General features: G+C 69.6%; 23 protein-coding genes. 6 read left to right on the forward strand and 17 right to left on the reverse strand.

The genetic code is table 11. The features are described from left to right. Positions 1-106 precede the first annotated feature (106 nt). Both Q0741_RS13200 and xerD read left to right on the forward strand, forming a co-directional pair. Positions 107-1,060 carry a tripartite tricarboxylate transporter substrate binding protein BugE gene (locus tag Q0741_RS13200; RefSeq protein ID WP_298233709.1) on the forward strand — a complete coding sequence of 318 codons (954 nt, stop codon included), beginning with the start codon at positions 107-109 and terminating at the stop codon, positions 1,058-1,060. Between the two features lie 94 nt (positions 1,061-1,154). After that, positions 1,155-2,033 (forward strand): site-specific tyrosine recombinase XerD, encoded by an 879-nt coding sequence (xerD, locus tag Q0741_RS13205; RefSeq protein ID WP_298233710.1) that lies wholly within the window; start codon positions 1,155-1,157, stop codon positions 2,031-2,033. A 113-nt stretch (positions 2,034-2,146) separates the two neighbouring features. Here the strand turns inward: xerD and Q0741_RS13210 are convergent, their stop codons facing one another. The 4 genes from Q0741_RS13210 to Q0741_RS13225 form a co-directional block, all read right to left on the reverse strand. Then, positions 2,147-3,199, reverse strand: coding sequence for a porin (locus tag Q0741_RS13210; RefSeq protein WP_298233666.1), 1,053 nt, complete (start codon positions 3,197-3,199; stop codon positions 2,147-2,149). 173 nt (positions 3,200-3,372) lie between these two features. After that, complete coding sequence (locus Q0741_RS13215; protein WP_298233667.1) at positions 3,373-4,125, reverse strand: amino acid ABC transporter permease; 753 nt, start codon at positions 4,123-4,125, stop codon at positions 3,373-3,375. 12 nt (positions 4,126-4,137) lie between these two features. Continuing rightward, positions 4,138-5,010, reverse strand: a complete 873-nt coding sequence (locus Q0741_RS13220; RefSeq protein ID WP_298233668.1) for a basic amino acid ABC transporter substrate-binding protein — start codon at positions 5,008-5,010, stop codon at positions 4,138-4,140. 67 nt (positions 5,011-5,077) lie between these two features. Next, a complete protein-coding gene (locus Q0741_RS13225) occupies positions 5,078-5,881 on the reverse strand; it encodes a ferritin-like domain-containing protein (protein WP_298233669.1) in 804 nt (267 codons plus the stop codon). A gap of 262 nt (positions 5,882-6,143) precedes the next feature. Between Q0741_RS13225 and Q0741_RS13230 the strand changes: the two genes are divergently transcribed. Beyond that, positions 6,144-7,109: an Hsp33 family molecular chaperone HslO gene (locus Q0741_RS13230; RefSeq protein WP_298233670.1), complete on the forward strand. Its 966-nt coding sequence runs from the start codon at positions 6,144-6,146 to the stop codon at positions 7,107-7,109. A 3-nt stretch (positions 7,110-7,112) separates the two neighbouring features. Here Q0741_RS13230 and Q0741_RS13235 read toward each other — a convergent pair whose 3' ends face one another. The 11 genes from Q0741_RS13235 to Q0741_RS13285 all read right to left on the reverse strand — a co-directional run bounded on the left by Q0741_RS13235 (position 7,113) and on the right by Q0741_RS13285 (position 18,472). Beyond that, positions 7,113-7,808: an ATP-binding protein gene (locus Q0741_RS13235; RefSeq protein WP_298233671.1), complete on the reverse strand. Its 696-nt coding sequence runs from the start codon at positions 7,806-7,808 to the stop codon at positions 7,113-7,115. A 39-nt stretch (positions 7,809-7,847) separates the two neighbouring features. Next, entirely contained in the window at positions 7,848-8,477 is a 630-nt protein-coding gene (gene pnuC, locus Q0741_RS13240) for a nicotinamide riboside transporter PnuC (protein ID WP_298233672.1), read from the reverse strand. A 6-nt stretch (positions 8,478-8,483) separates the two neighbouring features. Continuing rightward, the gene (gene ftsB / locus Q0741_RS13245; protein WP_298233673.1) at positions 8,484-8,762 is read right to left on the reverse strand and encodes a cell division protein FtsB; all 279 of its coding nucleotides are present in this window, start codon (positions 8,760-8,762) and stop codon (positions 8,484-8,486) included. Positions 8,763-8,883: 121 nt separating this feature from the next. Then, positions 8,884-10,170 carry a phosphopyruvate hydratase gene (gene eno / locus Q0741_RS13250; RefSeq protein ID WP_298233674.1) on the reverse strand — a complete coding sequence of 429 codons (1,287 nt, stop codon included), beginning with the start codon at positions 10,168-10,170 and terminating at the stop codon, positions 8,884-8,886. Between the two features lie 103 nt (positions 10,171-10,273). Then, positions 10,274-10,564, reverse strand: a complete 291-nt coding sequence (locus Q0741_RS13255; protein WP_298233675.1) for a DUF1330 domain-containing protein — start codon at positions 10,562-10,564, stop codon at positions 10,274-10,276. 13 nt (positions 10,565-10,577) lie between these two features. Then, positions 10,578-11,435 (reverse strand): 3-deoxy-8-phosphooctulonate synthase, encoded by an 858-nt coding sequence (gene kdsA / locus Q0741_RS13260; RefSeq protein ID WP_298233676.1) that lies wholly within the window; start codon positions 11,433-11,435, stop codon positions 10,578-10,580. 11 nt (positions 11,436-11,446) lie between these two features. Then, positions 11,447-13,105 carry a CTP synthase gene (locus Q0741_RS13265; RefSeq protein WP_298233677.1) on the reverse strand — a complete coding sequence of 553 codons (1,659 nt, stop codon included), beginning with the start codon at positions 13,103-13,105 and terminating at the stop codon, positions 11,447-11,449. Between the two features lie 100 nt (positions 13,106-13,205). Then, positions 13,206-14,015, reverse strand: a complete 810-nt coding sequence (locus tag Q0741_RS13270; RefSeq protein ID WP_298233678.1) for an alpha/beta hydrolase — start codon at positions 14,013-14,015, stop codon at positions 13,206-13,208. After that, the gene (locus Q0741_RS13275) at positions 14,012-14,845 is read right to left on the reverse strand and encodes a proteasome-type protease (protein ID WP_298233679.1); all 834 of its coding nucleotides are present in this window, start codon (positions 14,843-14,845) and stop codon (positions 14,012-14,014) included. Before Q0741_RS13275 ends, Q0741_RS13270 begins: the two co-directional genes overlap by 4 nt. Beyond that, positions 14,842-17,445 (reverse strand): DNA mismatch repair protein MutS, encoded by a 2,604-nt coding sequence (gene mutS, locus Q0741_RS13280; protein WP_298233680.1) that lies wholly within the window; start codon positions 17,443-17,445, stop codon positions 14,842-14,844. The genes Q0741_RS13275 and mutS overlap by 4 nt, the downstream gene beginning before the upstream one ends. Positions 17,446-17,461: 16 nt before the next feature. After that, entirely contained in the window at positions 17,462-18,472 is a 1,011-nt protein-coding gene (locus tag Q0741_RS13285; protein ID WP_298233681.1) for an inositol monophosphatase family protein, read from the reverse strand. A gap of 128 nt (positions 18,473-18,600) precedes the next feature. Here Q0741_RS13285 and Q0741_RS13290 point away from each other — a divergent pair, with 128 nt between their 5' ends. Further along, positions 18,601-19,446 carry an RNA methyltransferase gene (locus tag Q0741_RS13290; protein ID WP_298233682.1) on the forward strand — a complete coding sequence of 282 codons (846 nt, stop codon included), beginning with the start codon at positions 18,601-18,603 and terminating at the stop codon, positions 19,444-19,446. 83 nt (positions 19,447-19,529) lie between these two features. Then, positions 19,530-20,306, forward strand: a complete 777-nt coding sequence (cysE, locus tag Q0741_RS13295; protein ID WP_298233683.1) for a serine O-acetyltransferase — start codon at positions 19,530-19,532, stop codon at positions 20,304-20,306. 204 nt (positions 20,307-20,510) lie between these two features. Here cysE and mog read toward each other — a convergent pair whose 3' ends face one another. Both mog and yjgA read right to left on the reverse strand, forming a co-directional pair. Beyond that, on the reverse strand, positions 20,511-21,119 hold the full coding sequence (gene mog, locus Q0741_RS13300; RefSeq protein WP_298233684.1) for a molybdopterin adenylyltransferase: 609 nt from the start codon (positions 21,117-21,119) through the stop codon (positions 20,511-20,513). Continuing rightward, the gene (gene yjgA, locus Q0741_RS13305) at positions 21,112-21,645 is read right to left on the reverse strand and encodes a ribosome biogenesis factor YjgA (protein WP_298233685.1); all 534 of its coding nucleotides are present in this window, start codon (positions 21,643-21,645) and stop codon (positions 21,112-21,114) included. The genes mog and yjgA overlap by 8 nt, the downstream gene beginning before the upstream one ends. Positions 21,646-21,710: 65 nt before the next feature. On the opposite strand from yjgA, the gene pmbA reads away from it, so the two are divergent. Then, entirely contained in the window at positions 21,711-23,081 is a 1,371-nt protein-coding gene (gene pmbA, locus Q0741_RS13310) for a metalloprotease PmbA (RefSeq protein ID WP_298233686.1), read from the forward strand. Positions 23,082-23,202: the final 121 nt, after the last annotated feature.

Here is a 23,202-nt window from a genome sequence, read left to right on the forward strand (position 1 = left end):
GTGCATCCGGTTGGCCGCGACCTGTAACCATCGGCCACAATGGCCCAGGCGCCGGACGGTCCGGCCCCTGGATGGAGACAAGCGGATGAAAAGACAACGTTTGCGGATGCTTGCGGCGCTGCTGGGTCTGGCCGCCACGAGCCCGCTGCTGATGGCGCAGGGCTACCCCGCGAAACCCGTGCGGCTGGTGGTTCCGTTCGCACCCGGTGGCACCACCGACATCGTGGCGCGCACCGTGTCCGACAAGCTCGGCGCGGCGCTGGGCCAGACCGTGGTGGTGGAGAACAAGGCCGGCGGCGGCGGCGTCGTGGGCGCGCAGGAGCTGGCCCGTGCCGCGCCCGACGGCTACACGCTGGGCATCGCCACCGTCTCGACCACGGCGGCCAACCCGGCCGTCAACCCGCGCACGGGCTACAACCCGCTCACGGACTTCACGCCCATCATCAACCTCGCGGCCACGCCCAACCTCATCGCGGTGCACCCGAGCTTCCCGGCCAAGAACTACGCCGACTTCGTGGCGCTGCTGAAGAAGAGCCCGGGCCGCTACAGCTATTCGAGCTCCGGTACTGGCGGCATCGGCCACTTGCAGACCGAACTGTTCAAGAGCCTCACCGGCGTGTTCATCACGCACATTCCCTACCGCGGCGCGGGCCCGGCGCTCAACGACACGGTGGCGGGGCAGGTGCCCATCATGTTCGACAACATGCCCTCGGCGCTGCCCTTCGTGAAGGAAGGCAAGCTCGTGCCGATCGTGGTGGCGGCGCCGCAGCGCTTGTCGATTCTGCCCAACGTGCCGACCTTCAAGGAAGTCGGGCTGGAACCGGTCAACCGCATGGCCTACTACGGCATCGTCGGCCCGAAGAACCTGCCCAAGGACGTCGTGGAAAAGGTCCACAACGCGGCGAAGCAGGCGCTGGCCGATCCGGCCGTGCGCAAGCGCATCGAGGACACCGGCTCGCTGGTCGTGGGCAACACGCCCGAGCAGTTCGCCGAGCAGATCCGCGCCGAGTTCGAGGTCTACAAGGGCGTGGTTGCGCGCCAGAACCTGCGGCTGGATTGACGTGAAAGCAGCAGTACCCGAGGCGGCGGCGCCAGTCGCTCAGGCCGCGCCTGCCGCCGAGGCCCCGGAGTCCGCGGCGCGCGCGGCCAGCCGCGTGTCCATCGAGCGCTTCGTGCAGGCACTGTGGATCGAGGATGGCCTCTCGGCCAACACGCTGGCGGCGTACCGGCGCGACCTCTCGCTCTACGCCGACTGGCTCGACGCCGAGGCCGGGCACAGCCTCGACGCCACCACCGAGGCCGACCTGCGCGGCTACATCGCCGCGCGCCACGGCGAGACGCGTGCCACCACCGCCAACCGGCGGCTGACGGTGTTCAAGCGCTACTTCCGCTGGGCGTTGCGCGAGCACCGGTTGCAGCAGGATCCCACCCTGAAGCTGCTGTCGGCGCGCCAGCCGCTGCGCGTACCCAAGTCGCTGTCGGAGGCGCAGGTGGAGGCGCTGCTGGCCGCGCCGCCGGTGGAGGAGCCGCTGGGCCTGCGCGACCGCGCGATGCTGGAGCTGATGTACGCCAGCGGGCTGCGGGTGAGCGAGCTGGTCGGGCTGGGACTGCTGTCGCTGGGCCTGGCCGAGGGGGTACTGCGCGTCACGGGCAAGGGTGCCAAGGAGCGGCTGGTGCCCTTCGGCGAGGAGGCGCACGGCTGGCTGCGCCGCTACCTGGCCGAGGCGCGGCCGGCGATCCTGGGCCCGCGCCAGAGCGACGCCCTGTTCGTCACCGTGCGCGGCGAGGGCATGACGCGGCAGATGTTCTGGCAACTGGTGAAGAAGCACGCGCGCGCCGCGGGTATCACGGTGCCGTTGTCGCCGCACACGCTGCGCCACGCCTTTGCCACGCACCTGCTCAACCACGGCGCGGACCTGCGCGCGGTGCAACTGCTGCTGGGGCATGCCGACATCTCCACCACCACCATCTACACCCACGTCGCGCGCGAGCGGCTGCGCGCGCTGCACGCGGCGCATCATCCGCGGGCGTGAGGGTGGGTGACACGTGGGCTGCCGGCGCAACCGCCCATGCCGAGCGCCCCTGAATGAAAAAAGGCCGGTCTTGCGACCGGCCTTCATGCTGACGTAACCGTTGCGGGCTGCAATCAGAAGTTGTGGCGCACGCCCAGGGCGAAGGACGAGGTGTCCGTGCCGCCGGCAACCGTGTTGCCAAAAGCGGAGTAGGTGGCGGCGGCCTTGTTGTCCACCTTGGTGTAGAAGGCGTACACCTTGGTGCGCTTGCTCAGGTTGTAGTTGTAGGCCACGGTGTACTGGATTGCGTCGGAGGCGGCCTTGGTGCCGGTCTCGCGCTTGATCTTGTCGGCGTAGCCCACGTTGACGTGGAACTCGCTGCCGCCCAGCGTGTACATCGCGGACACGCGGTAGCTGTCACGCTTGGCCTCAGGCGTGCCGTTGTCGACTTCGTTGCGGACGTAATAGGCACCCACCGTGAAGGCGCCCAGTTCGTACAGCGCGCGCAGGCCGTACTCCTTGCCGTCGGTGCCCGTCACGCCGTCCAGCGTCGCGGAGGTCGAGTCGACGAAGCTGGCACCCAGGTGCAGCGGGCCGCGGTCGTAGTTGACGGCCAGCACGCCGGAGTAGGTGCCGGCGTTGCTTTCGCTGGCGATGCCCGTGGCGGGATCAACCGTCTGCTTCAGGCCATACTGGCCTTCCACCGTCAGGCCGCCGTAGCTCACCGTGTTGAAGGCCACGGTGTTCTGCATGACACCGGGATACAGGTAGAACGCATCCGACGACGTACCGGTGTCGTGGTTGTGCATGCTGATGTAATCAGCCGTCGTGTAGTACGCAGCCGACGGGCCCATGTTGCCCAGGCGCAGGCGGCCGTACGGCGTCTGCAGGCCAACCCACGACTCACGGCCGAACAGGCGCGACGTGCCGGCACCAGTATCCGACGAGAAACCGCTCTCCAGCACGAACAGGCCCTTGAAGCCGCCGCCCAGGTCTTCACTGCCACGCAGGCCCCAACGCGACGCGTTGTTCTGAAGCGCGGTGACATGGCTGCTGGAGCCACCGGCCGGCTTGGTCGTCTGGTACTCGACCGACGTGTTCACGCGGCCATACAGCGTGACGGAGCTTTGGGCGAAAGCGGCGCCCGCAGCCAGCATGGCCGCCGCAGCAATGAGAGTGCGCTTCATTGAAGAATCCCTTTAGTTTGAACAATCGGGGCTATTACTGCCCGATGGCTTGGATTCTAAGAACAGGTTTGCCGAATACCCGTGATGGGGAGCCAAGTTGTCCCGTTTTGTGACTGCGGCGCAACACTTCGTGGCGTGCGGGCGATCGATGCCCGCACAACCTTTGCGTTAGCTCAACGGCCGCGCAAATGCGCCGGCGCCTCCAGCCGCTTGGCCAGCGTGGACAGCAGCAGCGTGAGCACCAGGTACAGCGCCGAGATGGCGAGGTACGGCTCCCAGTAGCGCGAGTACGCGCCCGCCACGGTGCGCGCGGCCAGTGCCAGCTCGGCCAGGCCGATGGCCGAGACCAGGGACGAGTCCTTGATCAGCGTCACGCCCTCGTTGACCAGCGCAGGCACCATGCGGCGGAAAGCCTGGGGCAGGATCACCTCGCGCATGGCCTGCGCGTGCGTCAGGCCCAGGCTGTAGGCGGCCTGGGTCTGGCCGCGGTGGATGCTCTGGATGCCCGCGCGAAAGATCTCGCTGATGTAGGCCCCGGCGTTGAGCGTGAGCGCCAGCGCGCCGGAGAAGAAGGCGCCGTGCTCCTGGCGGAACTCGCGTGCCGCCTCACCCGTGAGCAGCCAGCCCGTCTCCGGGTGGATCAGCGTGGGCATGAGCGCGAAGTGCACCAGCAGGATCTGCACGAACAGCGGCGTGCCGCGGAAGAAGGTGACGTAGCCCAGCGTCACCGCGCGCGCGAGCTTCATCAGCACGCGCAGCAGCGGCGCCTTGGGCTCGGGCGCGTCGGCCGAGCTGCTGACCAGCCCCAGCAGCGCGCCCAGCACCAGCCCGGCGAACACGGCCACCAGCGCGAGCTTGACCGTCATCCACAGCGCGGAGGCGAACAGCGGGCCGTAGCCCGCCAGGATCTCCCAACGTAAATCCACTTCGGTGCGGCCTTACTTCGACGCGGCCGAGGCCGGGGTGCCGGCGGTCGCCGGAGCGCTGCCGAAATACTTGGCGTAGATGCGGTCGTAGGTGCCGTCCGCGCGGATGCCGGCCAGGCCCTGGTTGAGCATCTCCAGCACCGCGGTGTTGCCCTTGCGCACGGCGATGCCGTACTGCTCAGGCGTGAAGCTGGGGTCGCTCACGGTCTTGAAGCCCGCGCCGGCGTTGTTGGTCACGTAGTGGGCAATCACGCCGTTGTCGGCCACCACCGCGTCCACGCCGCCGGACTCCAGCTCCTTGAGCGCCAGCGGAGTGGACTCGAAGCGCTTGATGGCCGCGCTGTTCTTGCCCAGCAGCTTGGTGACCACCTCGTCGCCGGTGGTGCCGGTCTGAACGCCGACCTTCAGCGGCTTGAGATCTTCGAACTTCGTGACCTTGGAGTCCTTCCTGACGGCGATGAGTTGCACGGCGTCGAAGTAGGGCGCCGTGAAGTCCATGCTCTGCTTGCGCTCGTCGGTGATCGTGATGGCCGACACCAGCAGGTCGCGGTCACCCTGCGCCACGGCGTTGAAGATGCCTTCCCAGGGGGTGTTGACGAACTTCACCTGCACGCCGGCCTTGGCAGCGATGGCGCTGACGATGTCGATGTCGAAGCCAACGATCTCGCCCTTCTCATTCTGCGACTCGAAAGGAGCGTAGGCGGCGTCGGTGCCGACCACGTAGACCTTGGCCGGCGCGGCCGGGGTGGCGGCTGTGGATTCGGACGCCGCAGGTGCCGCCGGGGCGGCAGCCTCTTCCTTCTTGCCGCAGGCGCCCAGCAGCGTTGCGGTACCGAGCAGGCCGGCCTGCAGGAAAACGCGGCGGGAGGTGGTGTTGTTGGCCATGGAGGTCCAGAAAATTGTTGAGTGTGTCCAGTTTATGCGGTGGCCGGCGCCAGACTCCCGACAGGCATCAAGCCTGCTGCTCCAGCGCCAGCAACTCGGCTTGCGTGAACTCCGCGGCCAGCCGCGCGGCATGGTTGAAGGGTGGGCGCGGGCGCGGCGCCTGGTAACGCTGGGTGAGCTCGGGGTAAAGCGCAATGGGGTCGAGCCCGCGTTGCGCGCACAGCCAGCGGTACCAGCGGTTGCCCACCGCGACATGGCCCACCTCGTCGCGCAGGATCACGTCCAGGATCGCCACGGCACGCTCGTCGCCGGCGCGGCGGAACTTCTCCTGCATCGGCGGCGTGGCATCGAGCCCGCGTGCTTCAAGCGTGCGCGGCACCAGCGCCATGCGCGCCAGCGCGTCGCCGGCGGTGCGCTGCGTCATCAGCCACAGGCCGTCGTGGGCCTCGAAGTCGCCGTAGTCGTGGCCGAGGCTTTGCAGGTGCGCGCGCACCAGGCCGAAGTGCAGTGCTTCCTCGGCCGCCACGCGGGCCCAGTCGCGGTAGAAGGCCGGCGGCATGCCGGCAAAGCGCCACACTGCGTCCAGCGCCAGGTTGATGGCGTTGAACTCGATGTGCGCCACCGCGTGCAGCAGCGCGGCGCGGCCGGCCGGGGTGAAAGGCGAGCGTGCGGGCACCTGGCGTGGCTCCACCAGGCGCGGCAACGCCGGGCGGCCGGGCACGTCCGCAGGCTCCTCCAGCGCCAGCGCCGGGTCGAGCACGAAACCGTCGAAACCCTCGTGCAGCGCGGTGGCCTGGGCCGACTTGGCGACAGGGTCTCGCTCGCACAGGGCGCGCAACGCGGCACGGCGCAGGCAGGGCAGGTCGTTCATGGTCGATGCGGGGGCGGATGGGAGCGGAAGGGGCGGCGAGGTGGCGGCAAAGGCCCGGTGGCGGGGCCGGGCGCACGCCTTGCCCTCGGGCGGGAGTGAAGGCGGCTCCTAGAATTATCGGCTTGCGGCGCGCCGGGGCCCGACCGGCTGCACTTCCCGCCGCGCGGCGCCCGGATGATTCCCCGCGCCTTCCCCTTCCATCGCTCTGCCCGGCATGGCTCCCGGCGCAGGGCCGCAGTACATCAAGCACATCAACAACACCATGAGCGATCTGCACAAATTCCTGTTCGAGGGCCTGCCCGTGCGCGGCATGCTGGTGCGGCTCACCGACAGCTGGCGCGAGGTGCTGCAGCGTCGCGAGGCCAGCGGGGGCTACCCGGCGCCAGTGCGCGAGCTGCTGGGCCAGATGACGGCCGCGGCGGTGCTGATGCAGTCCAACATCAAGTTCAACGGCGCGCTGGTGATGCAGATCTTCGGCGACGGCCCGGTGAAGATGGCCGTGGTGGAAGTGCAGCCGGAGCTGCATTTCCGCTCCACCGCCAAGGTCGTGGGCGAGGTGGCCGAGGGCGCCGGGCTGGAGGCCATGCTCAACGTGCACAACCGCGGCCGTTGCGCCATCACGCTGGACCCGCGCGACCGCCAGCCCGGCCAGCAGCCCTACCAGGGCGTGGTGCCGCTGTCGGCCATGGGCGAGGAGTTCCACGCGCTGCAGAGCATCTCCGAGGTGCTGGAGCAGTACATGCGCCAGTCCGAGCAGTTGGAGACGCGCCTGATGCTGGCGGCCAACGACGAGGTCGCCGCCGGGCTGCTGATCCAGCGCCTGCCCGTCGAAGGACTGGGCAACCTGGAGAGCAAAGAGAAGCAGGCCGAGGCCGAAGTGCTGGCCGAGGGCTTCAACCGCATCGCGCACCTGGCCTCCTCGCTCAAGGCCGAGGAACTGCTGACGCTGGACTCCGAGACCATCCTGCACCGGCTGTTCTGGGAGGAGGACGTGCGACGCTTCGAGCCGCAGCAGCCGCGCTTCGCCTGCACCTGCTCGCGCGAGCGCGTGGGCTCCATGCTCAAGGGCCTGGGCCGCGAGGAGATCGACTCCATCGTGGCCGAGCGCGGCGAGGTGGAGATCGGCTGCGACTTCTGCGGCCGCCAGTACCACTACGACGCCGTGGATGTGGGCGAGCTCTTCACGCCGGAGCGCGACCAGCCGCCGTCGTCCACGGCGGTGCAGTGATCCTCAGGGCGCGCCGCGCCCGGTCGATGCCCGCAGCGCGTGCTCGCACTGCGGGTCGTCGCAGTCTTCGCACACCCAGCGCCAAGCCGGCTGTGCTGCCTCGCGCTCGCGCAGCCGCGTGAACAGGCCCGCGCGCGGCGCGGACAGCGTGCGCAGCCAGGGCGACAGGGCGTCCACCGCGCAGTCCACCCGCGCCTCGCCCTCGCCGCGCACCACCGACCACGACAGCCCGTGTGCCAGCAGCAGGCCGCGCACCAGGCGGTCCACCGGCGCGCGCACCTGCGGGCCGTCGCGCAGGTGCGCGTCGGCCACCCAGGGCAGGTCCAGCGCGGTGAGCAGCGTCGCGGCGCAGCGGCGCTGGAACTCCACCGCCATGGCGTGCAGCGAGCGGTCGTCGAACAGCAGCTCGCTGTAGACGGCCGTCATCAACGGCGTGGTGTCGGCCACCACCAGGTCGTGCGCGGCCGCAGCCTGCTCCAGGCGGCGCTGCTGCGCCAGCGCGATGCCGAGCTGTTCCTCGGCGCGCGGCGTGCGGCCCTCGCGCTCGCACCACTCCCGCAGCACCTCCGGCACCCAGGCCACGGACAGGCCCGTCTCGCGCGCCAGCCGCTCGGCCAGGGCCCGGGCCAGCACGGTCTTGCCCGTGCTCTCGGCGCCGAGCAGGGCAATGACGTTGAGGGAATCGGGGACGTTGGACATGTCAGGCGGCGGGAAGCCACGCCGGCGGCGTGGCAAGGCTCAGGCCGAGGCCAGCGCCTGCGGCTGCTGCCGCGCCAACCGCGCCCAGCGGCGCCAGCCCACGGCTGACAGCACGGCGAACAGGGCATAGAGCAGCACCGTCAGCCACAGGCCCTTGTAGGCGAAGAGGGCGACGCTGGCGATGTTGACCACCACCCAGGTCGGCCAGTTCTGCACGTACTTGCGCCCCAGCAGCCACTGGCCGGCGAGGCTGGCCACGGTGGTGAAGGCATCGGCGTAGGGCACGTCGGAGTCGGTGACGCTGTCCAGCAGCCAGCCCGCCAGCGGCCAGGCGGCCAGCGTCACCAGGCCCAGCCGCAGCAGGCCGCGGCGGTCGAGGTCGCGCACCTGCAGCGCGCGGCCGTCGTCCTGCGTGCCGCGCAGCCACTGCCACCAGCCCCACAGCGCCGCGGCGATGAAGACGAGCTGCAGCAGTGCCTCGCCGTAGAGACGGCTGCCGGCGAAGAGCAGGGCGTAGAGGGCGCTGCTGGCGATGGCCAGCGGCCAGGCCAGCGGGTTCACGCGCAGATTGCAGTGCACCATCCACAGCGCCAGCACGAAGGCCAGCAGCTCGGCGCGGCTGACCGCCACGCCCCAGGCCGTGAACACGGCGGCTTGCAGCCACTGCATGGCGCTTCAGTGCCGCGACGGCGGGATCTGCACCAGGATCTCGTCGGGCTTGACCATGCCCAGCTCGGCGCGGGCACGTTCCTCGACCATCTCCAGGCCGTCACGCAGATCGGCCACCTCGTTGGCCATGCGCTGGTTGACTTCGCGCGCCTGCGCGTTTTCCTGCAGCTGGACCTGCAGCTGCGCGCGCAGCGCCTGCACGTTGCGCACGCCGCCCTTGCTCCACCACAGCTCGTAATGCACCAGCGCCAGCAGCGCCAGCAGCACCAGGGTCACCAGTCGCATGGCCTTTGTCGTACTTCAGAGGTCCAGGGCCGCCTCCAGCGCCTTTGTCCCAGGCCCGGCGGGCGGGCTTGGAACGAGGGGTAGGGCGGTACTGCTTGGAGGGGCCCGGAGCCTTTCCGGATCAGCGCAGGTTGTAGAACGCGGCGCGGCCGGGGTAGACGGCGATGTCGCCCAGGTCTTCCTCGATGCGCAGCAGCTGGTTGTACTTGGCCATGCGGTCGCTGCGGCTCATCGAGCCGGTCTTGATCTGGCCGGCGTTGGTGGCCACGGCGATGTCGGCGATGGTCGAGTCCTCGGTCTCGCCCGAGCGGTGGCTGATCACGGCGGTGTAGCCCGCGCGCTTGGCCATCTCGATGGCGGCGAAGGTCTCGGTCAGCGTGCCGATCTGGTTGATCTTGATGAGGATCGAGTTGGCGATGCCCTTGTCGATGCCTTCCTTCAGGATCTTGGTGTTGGTCACGAACAGGTCGTCGCCCACCAGCTGCACGTTCTTGCCCAGGCGCTGCGTCAGGTGCGCCCAGCCTTCCCAGTCACCCTCGGCCATGCCGTCCTCGATCGAGATGATCGGGTACTTGTCGCACCAGGTCGCCAGGATGTCGGTCCACTGCGGCGCCGACAGCTTCAGGCCGCCTTCGCCTTCGAGCACGTACTGGCCGTCCTTGTAGAACTCGCTGGCGGCGCAGTCCAGGCCGATGGCGATCTGCTCGCCGGCGGTGTAGCCGGCCTTGTCGATGGCTTCCAGAATCAGCTGGATCGCCGCCTCGTGGTTCTCCACGCTGGGGGCGAAGCCGCCCTCGTCGCCCACGGCGGTGCTCATGCCCTTGGCGTCGATGATTTTCTTCAGGGCGTGGAACACCTCGGCGCCGTAGCGCACGGCCTCGCGGAAGCTCGGCGCGCCCACGGGGATGATCATCAGCTCCTGCAGGTCCAGGTTGTTGTTGGCGTGCGCGCCGCCGTTGATGACGTTCATCATCGGCACGGGCATCTGCACCGCACCCATGCCGCCGAAGTAGCGGTACAGCGGCAGGCCGGACTCTTCCGCGGCGGCGCGCGCCACGGCCATGGAGACGGCCAGCATCGCGTTGGCGCCCAGGCGGCCCTTGTTGTCGGTGCCGTCGAGGTCGATCAGCGTCTTGTCCAGGAAGGCCTGCTCGGAAGCGTCCAGGCCCAGCACGGCCTCGGAGATCTCGGTGTTGACGTGCTGCACGGCCTTGAGCACGCCCTTGCCCAGGTAGCGCGACTTGTCGCCGTCGCGCAGCTCGATGGCCTCGCGCGAACCGGTGGAGGCGCCCGATGGGACGGCGGCACGGCCCATGGTGCCGGACTCCAGCAGCACATCACATTCCACGGTGGGGTTGCCGCGGCTGTCCAGAATTTCGCGGCCGACGATGTCGACGATGGCACTCATGGGTCAATCTCTCCGGTAGGGTTGGATTCGAGTCTGCACACGCCCGGCGGGCATGCGGCCGTTGCGTTGACGGCGCTCTGGGAACAGGCCGAGGACGCCGCCTTCAGGCGACGCCTTCGACCAGGATCATGCGCATCACGCCCGCGCCTTCACGCAGGCTGCGCGCATGGGTGTAAGTCTCGCTGTGGTAGTAGGCCCGCGCCTTCTCGGCGTTCTCGAAGCGCAGCACCACGATGCGCTCGGGCGACCACGGCCCTTCGAGCACTTCGATGGCGCCGCCGCGCACCAGCACCTCCGCGCCATGCTCCTGCATGGCGCGGGTGCTCCACTCGCGGTAGTTGGCCATCTTCTGCGCGTCGGTGATCTGCACGTCGGCAATGATGTAGGCGCTCATCGGGGTCGGGTCCTCAGCAGCTGAAGTCGTTTTCGAGCAGGGGCTGCGTCTTGATGACGCGGTCCAGCGCCAGCAGCTGCTCCAGCAGCGCGCGCATGTGCTTGAGCGGCACGGCGTTGGGGCCGTCCGACAGCGCCTTGGCCGGGTCGGGGTGCGTCTCCATGAACAGCCCCGAGATGCCCACCGCCACCGCCGCGCGCGCCAGCACCGGCACGAACTCGCGCTGGCCGCCGCTGCTCGTGCCCTGGCCGCCGGGCAGCTGCACCGAGTGCGTGGCATCGAAGACGACCGGGGCGCCCGTCTCGCGCATGATCGCCAGGCTGCGCATGTCGGAGACAAGGTTGTTGTAGCCGAAACTCACGCCGCGCTCGCAGGCCATGAAGGCGTCATCGTCCAGGCCCTTCTCGCGCGCGGCGGCGCGGGCCTTGTCAATGACGTTCTTCATGTCGTGGGGCGCGAGGAACTGCCCCTTCTTGATGTTCACCGGCTTGCCCGACTGCGCCACGGCGCGGATGAAGTCGGTCTGGCGGCACAGGAAGGCCGGCGTCTGCAGCACGTCCACTGCGGCGGCCACGCGCTCGACCTCGGCCTCGCTGTGCACGTCGGTGATCACGGGCACCTGCAGTTGCGAGCGCACCTTGGCCAGGATCTCCAGGCCCTTGTCCATGCCGGGGCCGCGGAAGCTCGTGCCGCTGGAGCGGTTGGCCTTGTCGTAGCTGCTCTTGAAGATGAAGGGGATGCCCAGCTCGCTGGTGATCTCCTTGAGCCGCCCGGCCACCTCGGCCTGCAGCGTCTCGCTCTCGACCACGCAGGGTCCGGCGATGAGAAAGAACGGCTTGTCGAGGCCAACCTCGAATCCGCACAGCTTCATGCGGGTCTCCTTCAGCGCTGGGGCTGCTTGCTCGCGTGGTGGTCCAGCGCGGCCTTGACGTAGCTGATGAACAGCGGGTGGCCGTCCCAGGGCGTGCTCTTGAACTCGGGGTGGAACTGCACGCCGACGAACCACGGGTGCACTTCCTGCGGCAGCTCGACCATCTCGGTGAGCTTCTCGCGCTGCGTGATGGCCGAGATGACCAGCCCGGCCCGCTGCAGCTTGTCGAGGTAGTGCTCGTTGGCCTCGTAACGGTGGCGGTGCCGCTCCGTGACCACGTCGCCGTAGATGCGGTGCGCGATGGTGCCGGGCTTGACGTCCGAGCTCTGCGCCCCGAGGCGCATGGTGCCGCCCAGGTCCGAGCCGGCATGGCGCTTCTGGATCGTGCCGTCGGCATCCTGCCACTCGTCGATGAGCGCGATCACCGGGTGCGGCGTGTTGGGGTCGAACTCGGTGCTGTTGGCACCGGCCAGGCCCGCCAGGTGGCGCGCGACCTCGATGGTGGCCACCTGCATGCCCAGACAGATGCCCAGGTACGGAATCTTGTGCTCGCGGGCGTACTGGGCCGCCAGGATCTTGCCCTCCACGCCGCGCTTGCCGAAGCCGCCGGGCACCAGGATGGCATCGAACTGCGCCAGGCTGTCGATGTTCTCCGGCGACAGCTGCTCGGAATCCACGTACTCGATGTTCACGCGCGCGTGGTTGTGGATGCCCGCGTGGCGCAGTGCCTCGTTGAGCGACTTGTACGAGTCCGACAGGTCGGTGTACTTGCCGCACATGGCGATGGTGACCTGGTGCCTCGGGTTCGCCACCTCGTACACCAGCTTGTCCCACTGGCGCAGGTCGGCCGGGCGCGTGAGCAACTGCAGCTTCATGCAGATGAGCTCATCGAGCCCCTGCTCGTGCAGCATGCGCGGCACCTTGTAGATGGTGTCCACGTCCCACATCGAGATCACGCCGGCTTCCTGCACGTTCGTGAACAGCGAGATCTTGTCGCGCTCGTCGTCGGGGATGCGGCGGTCGGCGCGGCACAGCAGCGCGTCGGGCTGGATGCCGATCTCGCGCAGCTTCTGCACCGTGTGCTGCGTGGGCTTGGTCTTGAGCTCGCCCGCGGCACCGATCCACGGCACGTAGGTGAGATGGACGAAGGCGGTGTTGGCCGGACCCATGCGCAGGCTCATCTGGCGCGTGGCTTCCAGGAAGGGCAGCGACTCGATGTCGCCCACCGTGCCGCCGATCTCCACGATCGCCACGTCCACCGCGTCAGCGGTGCCGAAGCCCGCGCCGCGCTTGATGAAATCCTGGATCTCGTTGGTGATGTGCGGAATCACCTGCACCGTCTTGCCCAGATAGTCGCCGCGGCGCTCCTTTTCGAGCACGGACTTGTAGATCTGGCCGGTGGTGAAGTTGTTGCTGCGCTTCATCCGCGTGGTGATGAAGCGCTCGTAGTGGCCCAGGTCCAGGTCGGTCTCGGCACCATCTTCGGTGACGAATACTTCGCCGTGCTGGAAGGGCGACATCGTGCCGGGATCGACGTTGATGTAGGGGTCCAGCTTGATGAGGGTGACCTTGAGGCCGCGCGATTCGAGGATCGCGGCCAGGGACGCCGACGCGATGCCCTTGCCCAGCGAGGACACCACACCGCCGGTGACGAAGACGAACTTGGTCATGGAGCGCGCATCCGCTTTGCAGGGCCCGGGGGTCGGGCGCACGGATGCCTTGGTGGTAAAGCGCGATTATACGGGCCGCCTCTGGCGCCCCCCTGGCGCCCTAGGGCATGTCGGCCAGCAGCTCCAGCACCAGCGCCGCGGCGGCTTCGGGGCTTTCCATGGGGTAGAGGTGCGTGCCTTCGATCCAGCGAAAGCGCGCGCCGGCCAGGCGCTGCGCCAGCGCGGTACCACCTTGGCGCATCTCCTCGGAGCGCGTGCCGGCGACGAAACCCACCGGGCAGGCCACGGGATGGCGGCGCAGCGTGCGTGCCAGGTCGTGCGGCAGGGTGTCGTAGATGCGCGTCTCGACCTCGGGCTCGAAGGCCAGTCGCACCCGGCCCTCGCGCTCCTCGAAGCCGGCGCGCAGGTAGTCGTCGAGCACGCGCGGGTCCCAGCCGGCGAACACCGGCTTGCCGCTGAAATGCTGCCGCACCGCCTCGTGCGAGGGCCATTCGCGCCGGCGCCGGCGCGAGACGCGCCCGGGCGAGACGCGCTGCATCAGCCCCGTGACCTTGGCCAGGTGCACGACCTGCGCGCGCCAGCCGGCGAAGATGGGCGAATCCAGCGCCACCACGCCGCGCGCGAGCTGCGGACGGCGCGAGGCGGTCTTGAGGCACAGCAGTCCGCCCAGCGAGTGCCCCACCAGGAACACCGGCGCCGTGGCGTGGCGCTCGACGAAAAACGCCAGCTCGTCGCGCAGCCGCCCCCAGCCATCCCCCACCGGGAAGCGCGGGTCGTGGCCAAAGCGCCGCGGCGCCAGCACCTCGTAGCCCGCGGCGCGCCAGACCTCGAACAGCCGCGCGTAGGTGCCGGCCGGAAAACCGTTGCCGTGGGCGAAGACGATGCAGCGCGGCGCCGCCGCCGCGCTCATCCCGCGGCCAGGCGCGTCTCGGGACCGATGATCTTGGTCAGCGGCTCGTAGCGCTCGGAGCTCGCCAGCAGCGGGTGGGCGCTGTCGCCGCCGTCCCAGCGCGGGTTGTCCATGCTGTCGAACACCTCGCGCAGCCGCTGGCCCCAGGTGCCGCGCACCATCTGGAAGTACGGGTTGAACTCGTCGATGCAGATCATGCGGTCGGCGCGCAGCTCGCCCGCGCGGTAGACCAGCAGGTCCAGCGGCAGCCCCACCGAGAGGTTGGACTTGAGCGTGGAGTCCATGGACACCAGCGCGCACTTGGCGGCCTGGTCCAGCGAGGTGCGCGGGTTGATGAGGCGGTCCAGCACCGGCTTGCCGTACTTGCTCTCGCCGATCTGGAAGTAGGGCGTCTCGCGCGTGGCCTCGATGAAGTTGCCCTCGGAATAGACCAGGAACATGCGCATCGGCTCGCGCCCGATCTGGCCGCCGAAGATCAGCGAGGTGTTGAACTCGATGCCGTGCCGCTTGAGCGCATGCCCGTCCTGCTCGTAGACGCGGCGCACCGCGGCGCTGAGCACCCGCACCGCGTCGAACATGCTGCGCGCGTTCCAGATCGTGATCGGTGGCTCGCCATGGCCGCCGTCGATGCGCTCCACCTGCAGCAGCTCCCGTACCGACTGCGAGATGCTGAGGTTGCCCGCCGACAGCAGCGTCATGAAGCGGTCGCCCGGGCGCTCGTACACCATCATCTTGCGGAAGGTGCTGATCTGGTCCATGCCCGCGTTGGTGCGCGAGTCGGACAGGAAGACGAGACCGGCGTCGAGCCGGATGCCAAGACAGTAGGTCATGTGGCCTCCGCAAGGAGAGTTTTGAGGCGGTACAGCGCGTCCAGCGCTTCGCGCGGGGTGAGCGTGTCGGGGTCGATGGCCGCCAGCGCCTCCTCCAGCGCCGAGGGCTCGCGCACCGGGTCGGGCTCGGGGTCGGGCAGCGCGGGCGGCACGGCGAACAGGTCCACCTGCGTCTGGCCGCTGCGCTGCTGGGCTTCCAGCGCCTCCAGCGTCGCGCGCGCCTGGCGGATCAGCGAGGCCGGCATGCCCGCCAGCCGCGCCACCTGCACGCCGTAGCTGCGGCTGGCCGGGCCGCTCTGGATCTCGTGCAGGAAGACGATGTCGTGCCCGCTGCCCTCCACGGCGCTGACGTGCACGTTGATCGCCTGCGGGTGCTTCTCCGGGAAGGCCGTGAGCTCGAAGTAGTGCGTGGCGAACAGCGTGAAGGCGCGGTTGCGGTCGTGCAGGTGGCTGGCGATGGCGCCGGCCAGCGCCAGGCCGTCGAAGGTGGAGGTGCCGCGCCCGATCTCGTCCATCAGCACCAGGCTGTGCTCGGTGGCGCTGTGCACGATGGCCGCGGCCTCCGTCATCTCCAGCATGAAGGTGGACTGCGCGTTGGCCAGATCGTCTGCGGCGCCGATGCGGGTGTGGATGGCGTCCATCGGCCCCAGCCGGCAGCTCTTGGCCGGCACGTAGGAGCCCATGGCCGCCAGCAGCGCGATCAGCGCCACCTGGCGCATGTAGGTGCTCTTGCCGCCCATGTTCGGGCCGGTGATCACGAGCATGCGCGTGCGCGCATCGAGCCGGCAGTTGTTGGCGATGAAGGTGCCGCCGCCGCTCTCGGCCAGCCGCGCCTCCACCACCGGGTGGCGCCCGGCCTCGATGTCGATGCACGGTTGCGGCACGAACTGCGGCCGGCACCAGTTGAGCGTCGCGGCGCGCTCGGCCAGCGTGGAGAGCACGTCCAGCGCCGCCAGCGCGCGCGCCAGCTCCAGCAGCACCGGCAGGTGGGGCTGCAACTGGTCCAGCAGCTGCTCGTACAGCCACTTCTCCCGCGCCAGGGCCCGCTCCTGCGCCGACAAGGCCTTGTCTTCGAAAGCCTTCAGCTCCGGCGTGATGAAGCGCTCGGCGTTCTTGAGCGTCTGGCGGCGGCGGTAGTCGTCGGGCACGCGGCCGAGCTGGCCGGTGGTGACCTCGATGTAGAAGCCGTGCACCTTGTTGTACTGGACGCGCAGGTTGGAGATGCCGGTGCGCTCGCGCTCCCGGGTTTCCAGCGCCAGCAGGAAGGCGTCGCAGTGCTCGTTGATGCCGCGCAGCTCGTCCAGGTCAGGGTCCAGCCCCGGGGCGATCACGCCGCCGTCGCGCAGCAGCGCCGCGGGCTCGGCCAGCAGCGAGCGCTGCAGCAGCGCGGCGATCTCCGGCGAGGGCTGCAGCGAGGCCTTGAGCATCAGCAGCAGCGGCGCGCCTTCGGGCACCGTGGCTTCCAGCGTGGGCAGCGCCAGCAGCGTCTCGCGCAGACCCGCGAGCTCGCGCGGGCGCACCTGGCGCAGCGCGATGCGCGAGGCGATGCGCTCCACGTCGCTGATGTGGCGCAGCCGCTCGCGCAGCGGCTCGTAGCCCTGCGTGTGCAGCTGCGCGATGGCCTCGTGCCGCGCCTTGGCCGCGTCGCGGGCGCGCGCCGGCTGTGTCAGCCACTGGCGCAGCAGCCGGCTGCCCATGCCGCTGCGGCAGCCGTCGAGCAGCGACAGCAGGGTGGGGCCGTCCTCGCCGCGCAGCGTCTGCACCAGTTCCAGGTTGCGCTGCGTCGCGGGCGGCAGGTCCAGCAGCTCGTCGGCGCGCTCCACGCGCAGCGTGGCCACGTGCGACAGCGCCTGCCCCTGCGTGTGCTCGGCGTAGGCCAGCAGCGCCGAGGCCGCGGCATGGGCCACGGTCAGCGCCTGGGCGTGGAAGGCCTGCAGGCTCTGCACCTGCAGCTGCGTGCACAGCTTGCGCAATCCGCCGGCGGCGTCGAACTGCCAGGCCGGGCGCCGGGTGAGCGCCGCGCCGCTGGCGGCCAGCGCCGGCGCGGGATCGCCCGCATCGGCGTACAGCAGCTCCGCCGGCGCCAGCCTTGCGAGCCAGCCCGGCAGCTCGCGCTCGCTGCACTCGGTCAGGCCCAGCTGCGCGCTGGACAGGCCCAGCCACGCCAGGCCCCAGAGATTGCCCTTGCGGTGCGCGGCCAGCAGCAGCGTGTCCTGGCGCTCGTTGAGCAGTTCGGTGTCGGTGACGGTGCCGGGCGTGACCACCCGCACCACCTTGCGCTCCACCGGGCCCTTGGCGTTGACGTCGCCCACCTGCTCGGCGATGGCCACGGCCTCGCCCAGCCGGATGAGCTTGCCGAGGTAGGTCTCCAGCGCGTGCACGGGCACGCCGGCCATCAGCACGGGCTCGCCGTTGCTCTGGCCGCGGCTGGTGAGCGTGACGTCCAGCAGCCGGTTGGCGCGGCGGGCGTCCTCGTAGAACAGCTCGTAGAAGTCCCCCATGCGGAAGAGCACGAGGGCGTCCGGGAACTCCGCCTTGATGCGGAGGTATTGCTGCATCACCGGCGTGTGGCCGGCCAGCGCCTTCTCGTCCAGGGCCATGGGCGACGAAACCTTCTCAGAACGGGGCGTCTTCGGCGGGCGGCGTGGTCGGCGCGGCCGGAGCGGCGGCGTCGCCCTTGCGGATGCGCACCGGGCCCTTCTTGGGCGCGGGCTCGGCGGCCGCGGCCGGCTGGGCCTTCAGGCTGTCGGCCAGCGCCTGCTCGGGCGTGGGCAGGTCGCCCGGGATCGACTGCGCGGCGGCGTCGGTTTCGTCGGTCTTGATGACGCGGGTGTAGGGCGCCAGGACTTGCACCAACTGGCCGAAGATGCGCGGCGTGCCGGCCACCACCTCGCGCTGGTACAGGTAGTCGCTCTCGCCGGTGAAGTTGCCGATGAGGCCGCCGGCCTCGGTGATGATCAGCGAGCCCGCGGCCACGTCCCAGGGGTTCAGGCCGGTCTCGAAGAAGGCGTCGTACCAGCCGGCCGCGACGTAGCACAGGTCCAGCGCGGCGGCGCCGGGGCGGCGCAGGCCGGCGCACTGCTGCATCACCTCCTCGAAGATCTTGAGGTAGCGCTTGAAGTTGTCGCCGCGGCGGAAGGGGAAGCCCGTGCCGATGAGCGCGTCCTGCATGCGCGTGCGCTTGGACACGCGCAGCCGGCGGTCGTTGAGATAAGCGCCGCGGCCCTTGGTGGCATAGAAGAGGTCGTTGCGGCTGGGGTCGTAGACGACGGCCTGTTGCACCACGCCACGGTGCGCCAGCGCGATGGACACGGCGTACACCGGGAAGCCGTGGATGAAGTTGGTGGTGCCGTCCAGCGGATCGATGATCCAGACGTACTCGCTGTCGCGCGCGCCGTGCTCGCGGCCGGACTCCTCGGCCAGGATGCCGTGACCCGGATAGGCCTGCAGCAGCGTCTCGATGATCACTGCTTCAGCCGCCTGGTCCACTTCGCTGACGAAGTCGTTGGGGCCCTTGGTGTTGATGCGCAGCAGGTCCAGGTCCATCGAGGCCCGGTTGATGATCGCCCCCGCCGCGCGAGCCGCCTTGATGGCGATGTTGAGCATGGGATGAAGCGCTTGGGACATGGGTCGGCCTTTGTTGAATCTGGAGGGTCGAACGCTCGTGGGGGAAGCGAACGGGCGCGGGAGACGGCTGCGGAAAGGAAAGAGCGGGCAGCGACAATGCTGCGGGAGAACCCTAGATTGTAAGTCCGATGCCCGATTCAGACGCGCGAGCAAGCACCACGCCCAGCCCGGCCACCACCGAAGTCCCGTCCGGCGTGACGCCCGACACGGCCGGTGCCGGCGCGCCCTCCACACCGTCCGGCACGCCGCGTGACGGCACCCGCTTCGTGCTGCTCAACACCAGCCATCCCGGCAATGTGGGCGCGGCCGCGCGCGCCATGAAGGTCATGGGCTTTGCCGACCTGGTGCTGGTGCAGCCGCGCTTCGCCGACGTGCTGTGCCGCGAGGAGACGGTGGCCATGGCTAGCGGTGCGGCCGACATCCTGGCGCGCGCGCGCATCGTCGAGTCGCTGGCCGAGGCGCTGGAGGGCGTCTCCTTCGCCTGCGCCACGGCCATGACGCCGCGCGACTTCGGCCCGCCCACGCACGCCCCGCGCGAGCTGCTGCCGCGCCTGGCCGCCGGGCCGCACCGCGTGGCCTTCGTCTTCGGCAGCGAGCGCTACGGCATGAGCAACGAGGACGTCTACCGCTGCCACGCCTGCCTGTCGGTCCCCACGCATCCGGACTACGGCTCGCTCAACCTGTCGCAGGCGGTGCAGCTCATCGCCTACGACTGGCGCCAGGCGCTGGGCGGCTTCGGCGTGGTGCCGCGCGTGCCGGACGTGCGGCTGGCCGACGGTGTGGCGGTGCAGGGCGCGCTGGAGCACTGGCGCGAGGTACTGGTGGAGATCGGCTTCCTGGACCCGGTCGCGCCCAAGAAGCTGTTGCCGCGGCTGCAGCAGCTCATCAACCGGGCGCAGCCCACGGCGGAGGAGGTCCACATCCTGCGCGGCATCGCGCGCGCCGTGCAGCGCGCCGCGCGCAAGGGCGGCTGATCTGCCGCCTCCGTGCCGCCGCTTACGCAACAGGGTCCGCCCGGGTTGCCTACACTTCGCTACCCCCCAGGGAAGTCATAACCATGTTCAGCCGTCTGCGTGAAACCATCTCCTGCATCCGGGAGCGCGACCCTGCCGCGCGCTCCAACTGGGAGGTGCTCACCTGTTATCCGGGCGTGCACGCGCTGATGTTTCACCAGGTCTCGCACTGGTGCTGGCAGCGCGAGCTGCGCTGGCTGGGACGCTTCGTTTCGCACCTGGGGCGCTTCTTCACCGGCATCGAGATCCACCCGGGCGCAAGGATCGGCCGGCGCGTGTTCATCGACCACGGCATGGGCGTGGTCATCGGCGAGACGGCCGAGATCGGCGACGGCTGCACCATCTACCAGGGCGTGACGCTGGGCGGCACCTCGCTCACGCGCGGCTCCAAGCGGCATCCGACGCTGGAAGCGGGCGTGATCGTGGGCGCCAATGCGCAGGTGCTGGGCGGCTTCACGGTGGGAGCGGGCGCGCGCATCGGCTCCGGCGCCGTGGTGGTCAAGCCAGTGCCCCCAGGCGCCACGGCCGTGGGCAACCCGGCGCGTGTGATCCAGGCCGAGGCCGAGGCCGCGCGCGAAGCCGCTGCGGCCAAGATGGGCTTCTCGGCCTATGGCGTGACGCAGGGCGACGACCCGGTGGCGCAGGCGATGAAGGGCCTGATCGACAACGCCTCCAGCCACGAGCACCAGATCGCGTTGCTATGGCATGCGATTGAAAAACTCTCCGCCCGCGCTCGCGAGCTGCCGGCGGATGAGCTGCCCGCCGACGCTCACACCACCGAGCAGTTCGACGCGGAGCGGCTGAACCGGCTGGTGAAGTAAGGCTCCGAGTTCGCTTCCTTATTTCCGTTCGCCCTGAGGTATCGAAGGGTGAACGGCCCTGGCCGTGGTGCCGCCATTGCAGCCTGTCGGATTCGCACTTCGATACCTCAGTGCGAACGAGTCCTTCCACGAGCGAAGGGAAATTGGAATCAAGCCAAGCAAACGGCGCCCGAGGGCGCCGTTTTCACGTCAGAGAAGACCGATTCAGCCCTTGGCCGGCCGTATCGCCGACTTCGGCCGGAACGCCTTGCACACCGCCGCATCGGTCTCGATGTACGGCCCGCCGATGAGGTCGATGCAGTAGGGCACCGCGGCGAAGATGCCCGGGGCCGGCGGCGTCGCGCTGGGCAGGCCTTCCAGCGTCTCGGCGATGGCCTTGGGCTGCCCCGGCAGGTTGATGATCAGCGCCTTGCCGCGGATCACCGCCACCTGGCGCGAGAGGATGGCCGTGGGCACGAAGCGCAGGCTGATCTGGCGCATCTGCTCGCCGAAGCCCGGCATCTCCTTGTGCGCCACCGCCAGCGTGGCTTCAGGCGTGACGTCGCGCGGCGCGGGGCCGGTGCCGCCGGTGGTCAGCACCAGGTCGCAGCCCTCGTCGTCCACCAGCGCGCGCAGCGCGGCGCTGATGCCTTGCTGCTCGTCGGGGATCAGCCGCTCCACCCACTGCACCGGGTTGCGCACGGCGCGCGTGAGCCACTCGCGCAGCGCGGGCAGGCCCTGGTCTTGATACACGCCGGCGCTGGCGCGGTCGCTGATGGACACCAGTCCGATGCGCACGGCATCGAATTCGTTGCTTTTGGCTTCTTCACTCATCGTCGCGCAGCTCCGCTTTGATGAACTGGAACAGCTCGCGCCAGGCGCGGCCGTGGCGTTGCTCGGGGGCGGTGGCGGCGTCCTTCTGCGCGGTGCGGATGAGGCTGCGCAGCCGCTGCACGTCGCTGTCAGGATGCGTGCGCATCCAGCGCGTGACGGCCTCGGGGTCCGCGGCCAGCTCCTCGCGCCAGCGCTCGGCGCGGTGCAGCTTCACCGCGTCCTGCGCGTGGCCGAGCTTGAAGGCGGCCACCGCCTCGCGCAGCGGCTCCACGTCGGCCGAGCGCATGAGCTTGCCCACGTACTGCAGCTGGCGCCGGCGGCCCTCGTGGGACTTGGTCTTCTTGAGCTCCTTGAGCGCGGTGAGCAGCCCTTCCTCCATCGGGATGGCGGCCAGCCGCGTGTCGGGCAGCTCTACGAGCTCCTGGCCGAGCTTCTGCAGCTCGTGGGCCTCGCGTTTCAGAGCGGACTTGCTGGGCCTTTCGGCCCCGCCCTCATCGGGCAGGAAATCGGATTCAGGGATGGACATGGCGATTCAAATGCGCTGGGTATGATAGCCCTCGCCCCTAGCCATCCTCCCGAAGCACCCTCCTCATGACCCGTTCCAACGCACCGGTTTTCGCCTACACGCGCGAGCAGTTCGAGCAGATCGTCGATGACGCCCTCGCGCTTGCCAAGAAACTCGGGGCCAGCGACGCCGGCGTGGAAGTTTCCGAGGGCGTGGGCCTGTCGGTGTCGGTGCGCAAGGGCGAGCTGGAGAACGTCGAGCGCAACCGCGACAAGTCGGTGGGCATCAGCGTCTACATCGGCCAGCGCCGCGGCAACGCCAGCACCTCCGACTTCTCGCCCGCCGCGCTGGAGCAGACTGTGCGCGCGGCCTTCGACATCGCCCGCTTCACCGCCGAGGACCCGGCCGCCGGGCTGCCCGACGAGCAGGACCTGGTCGCGCCGGAAGACGCCAGGCGCGACCTGGACCTGTTCCACCCCTGGGACATCGATGCCGATGCCGCCGCCGAGCTCGCGCGCCGCTGCGAGCAGGCCGCCTTCGACACCGACCGCCGTATCACCAACTCCGAAGGCGCCGGCGTGTCGGCGCAGCAGGCGCACTTCCTGGCCGCCAACACGCGCGGCTTCAAGGGCGGCTACGCCAGCTCGCGGCACTCGCTGTCCGTCGCGCCCATCGCGGGCCGGGGCGAGAACATGCAGCGCGACCACTGGTACACCTCCATGCGCAACGCCTCCGAGATGGCCAGCCCGGAGGCCGTGGGCCGCTATGCCGCCGAGCGCGCGCTCTCGCGCCTGAAGGCCCGCAAGATCGCCACCTGCGAGGTGCCGGTGCTGTTCGAGTCCACGCTGGCCTCGGGCCTGATCGGCGGCTATGTGCAGGCCACCAGCGGCGGCGCGCTCTACCGCAAGGCTACGTTCCTGCACGACAGCCTGGGCCAGCAGACCATGGCCGAGCACCTGGACCTCGTGGAGGACCCGCACATCCCGCGCGGTAAGGGCAGCGCGCCCTTCGACGACGAGGGCGTGGCCACGCGCAAGCGCACCGTGGTCGAGGCCGGCGTGACCCGGGGCTACTTCCTCTCCAGCTACTCGGCGCGCAAGCTGGGCCTGCGCACCACCGGCCACGCCGGCGGCTCGCAGAACCTGCGCCTGTCCAGCCGCCTCACGCAGCCCGGCGACAACCTCGACGAAATGCTGCGCAAGCTCGGCCGCGGCCTGTTCGTGATCGAGCTGATGGGGCAGGGCGTCAACTTCGTCACCGGCGACTACTCGCGCGGCGCTACCGGCTTCTGGGTCGAGGGCGGGCGCATCGTGCACCCGGTGCAGGAGATCACCATCGCCGGCAACCTGGGCCAGATGTTCAAGCAGATCGTGGCCGTGGGGGCCGACGAGTACACCATGGGCAGCAAGACGACCGGCTCGGTGCTGATCGAGCGCATGAAGGTCGCCGGCCTCTGATCCCAGTCCCTGGGCGCGGCCCCGTGCGTCGCGCACGGGACCGTCGTGGCAACGGCGGAAGCATTTCGTTGCCGTCGTACACTCACCGGTTGCCTGACGGCAGCCTTGCAGCCGTCGCTAA

The sequence above is a fragment of the uncultured Azohydromonas sp. genome (assembly GCF_937926365.1).
Lineage (GTDB): Bacteria > Pseudomonadota > Gammaproteobacteria > Burkholderiales > Burkholderiaceae_C > Azohydromonas.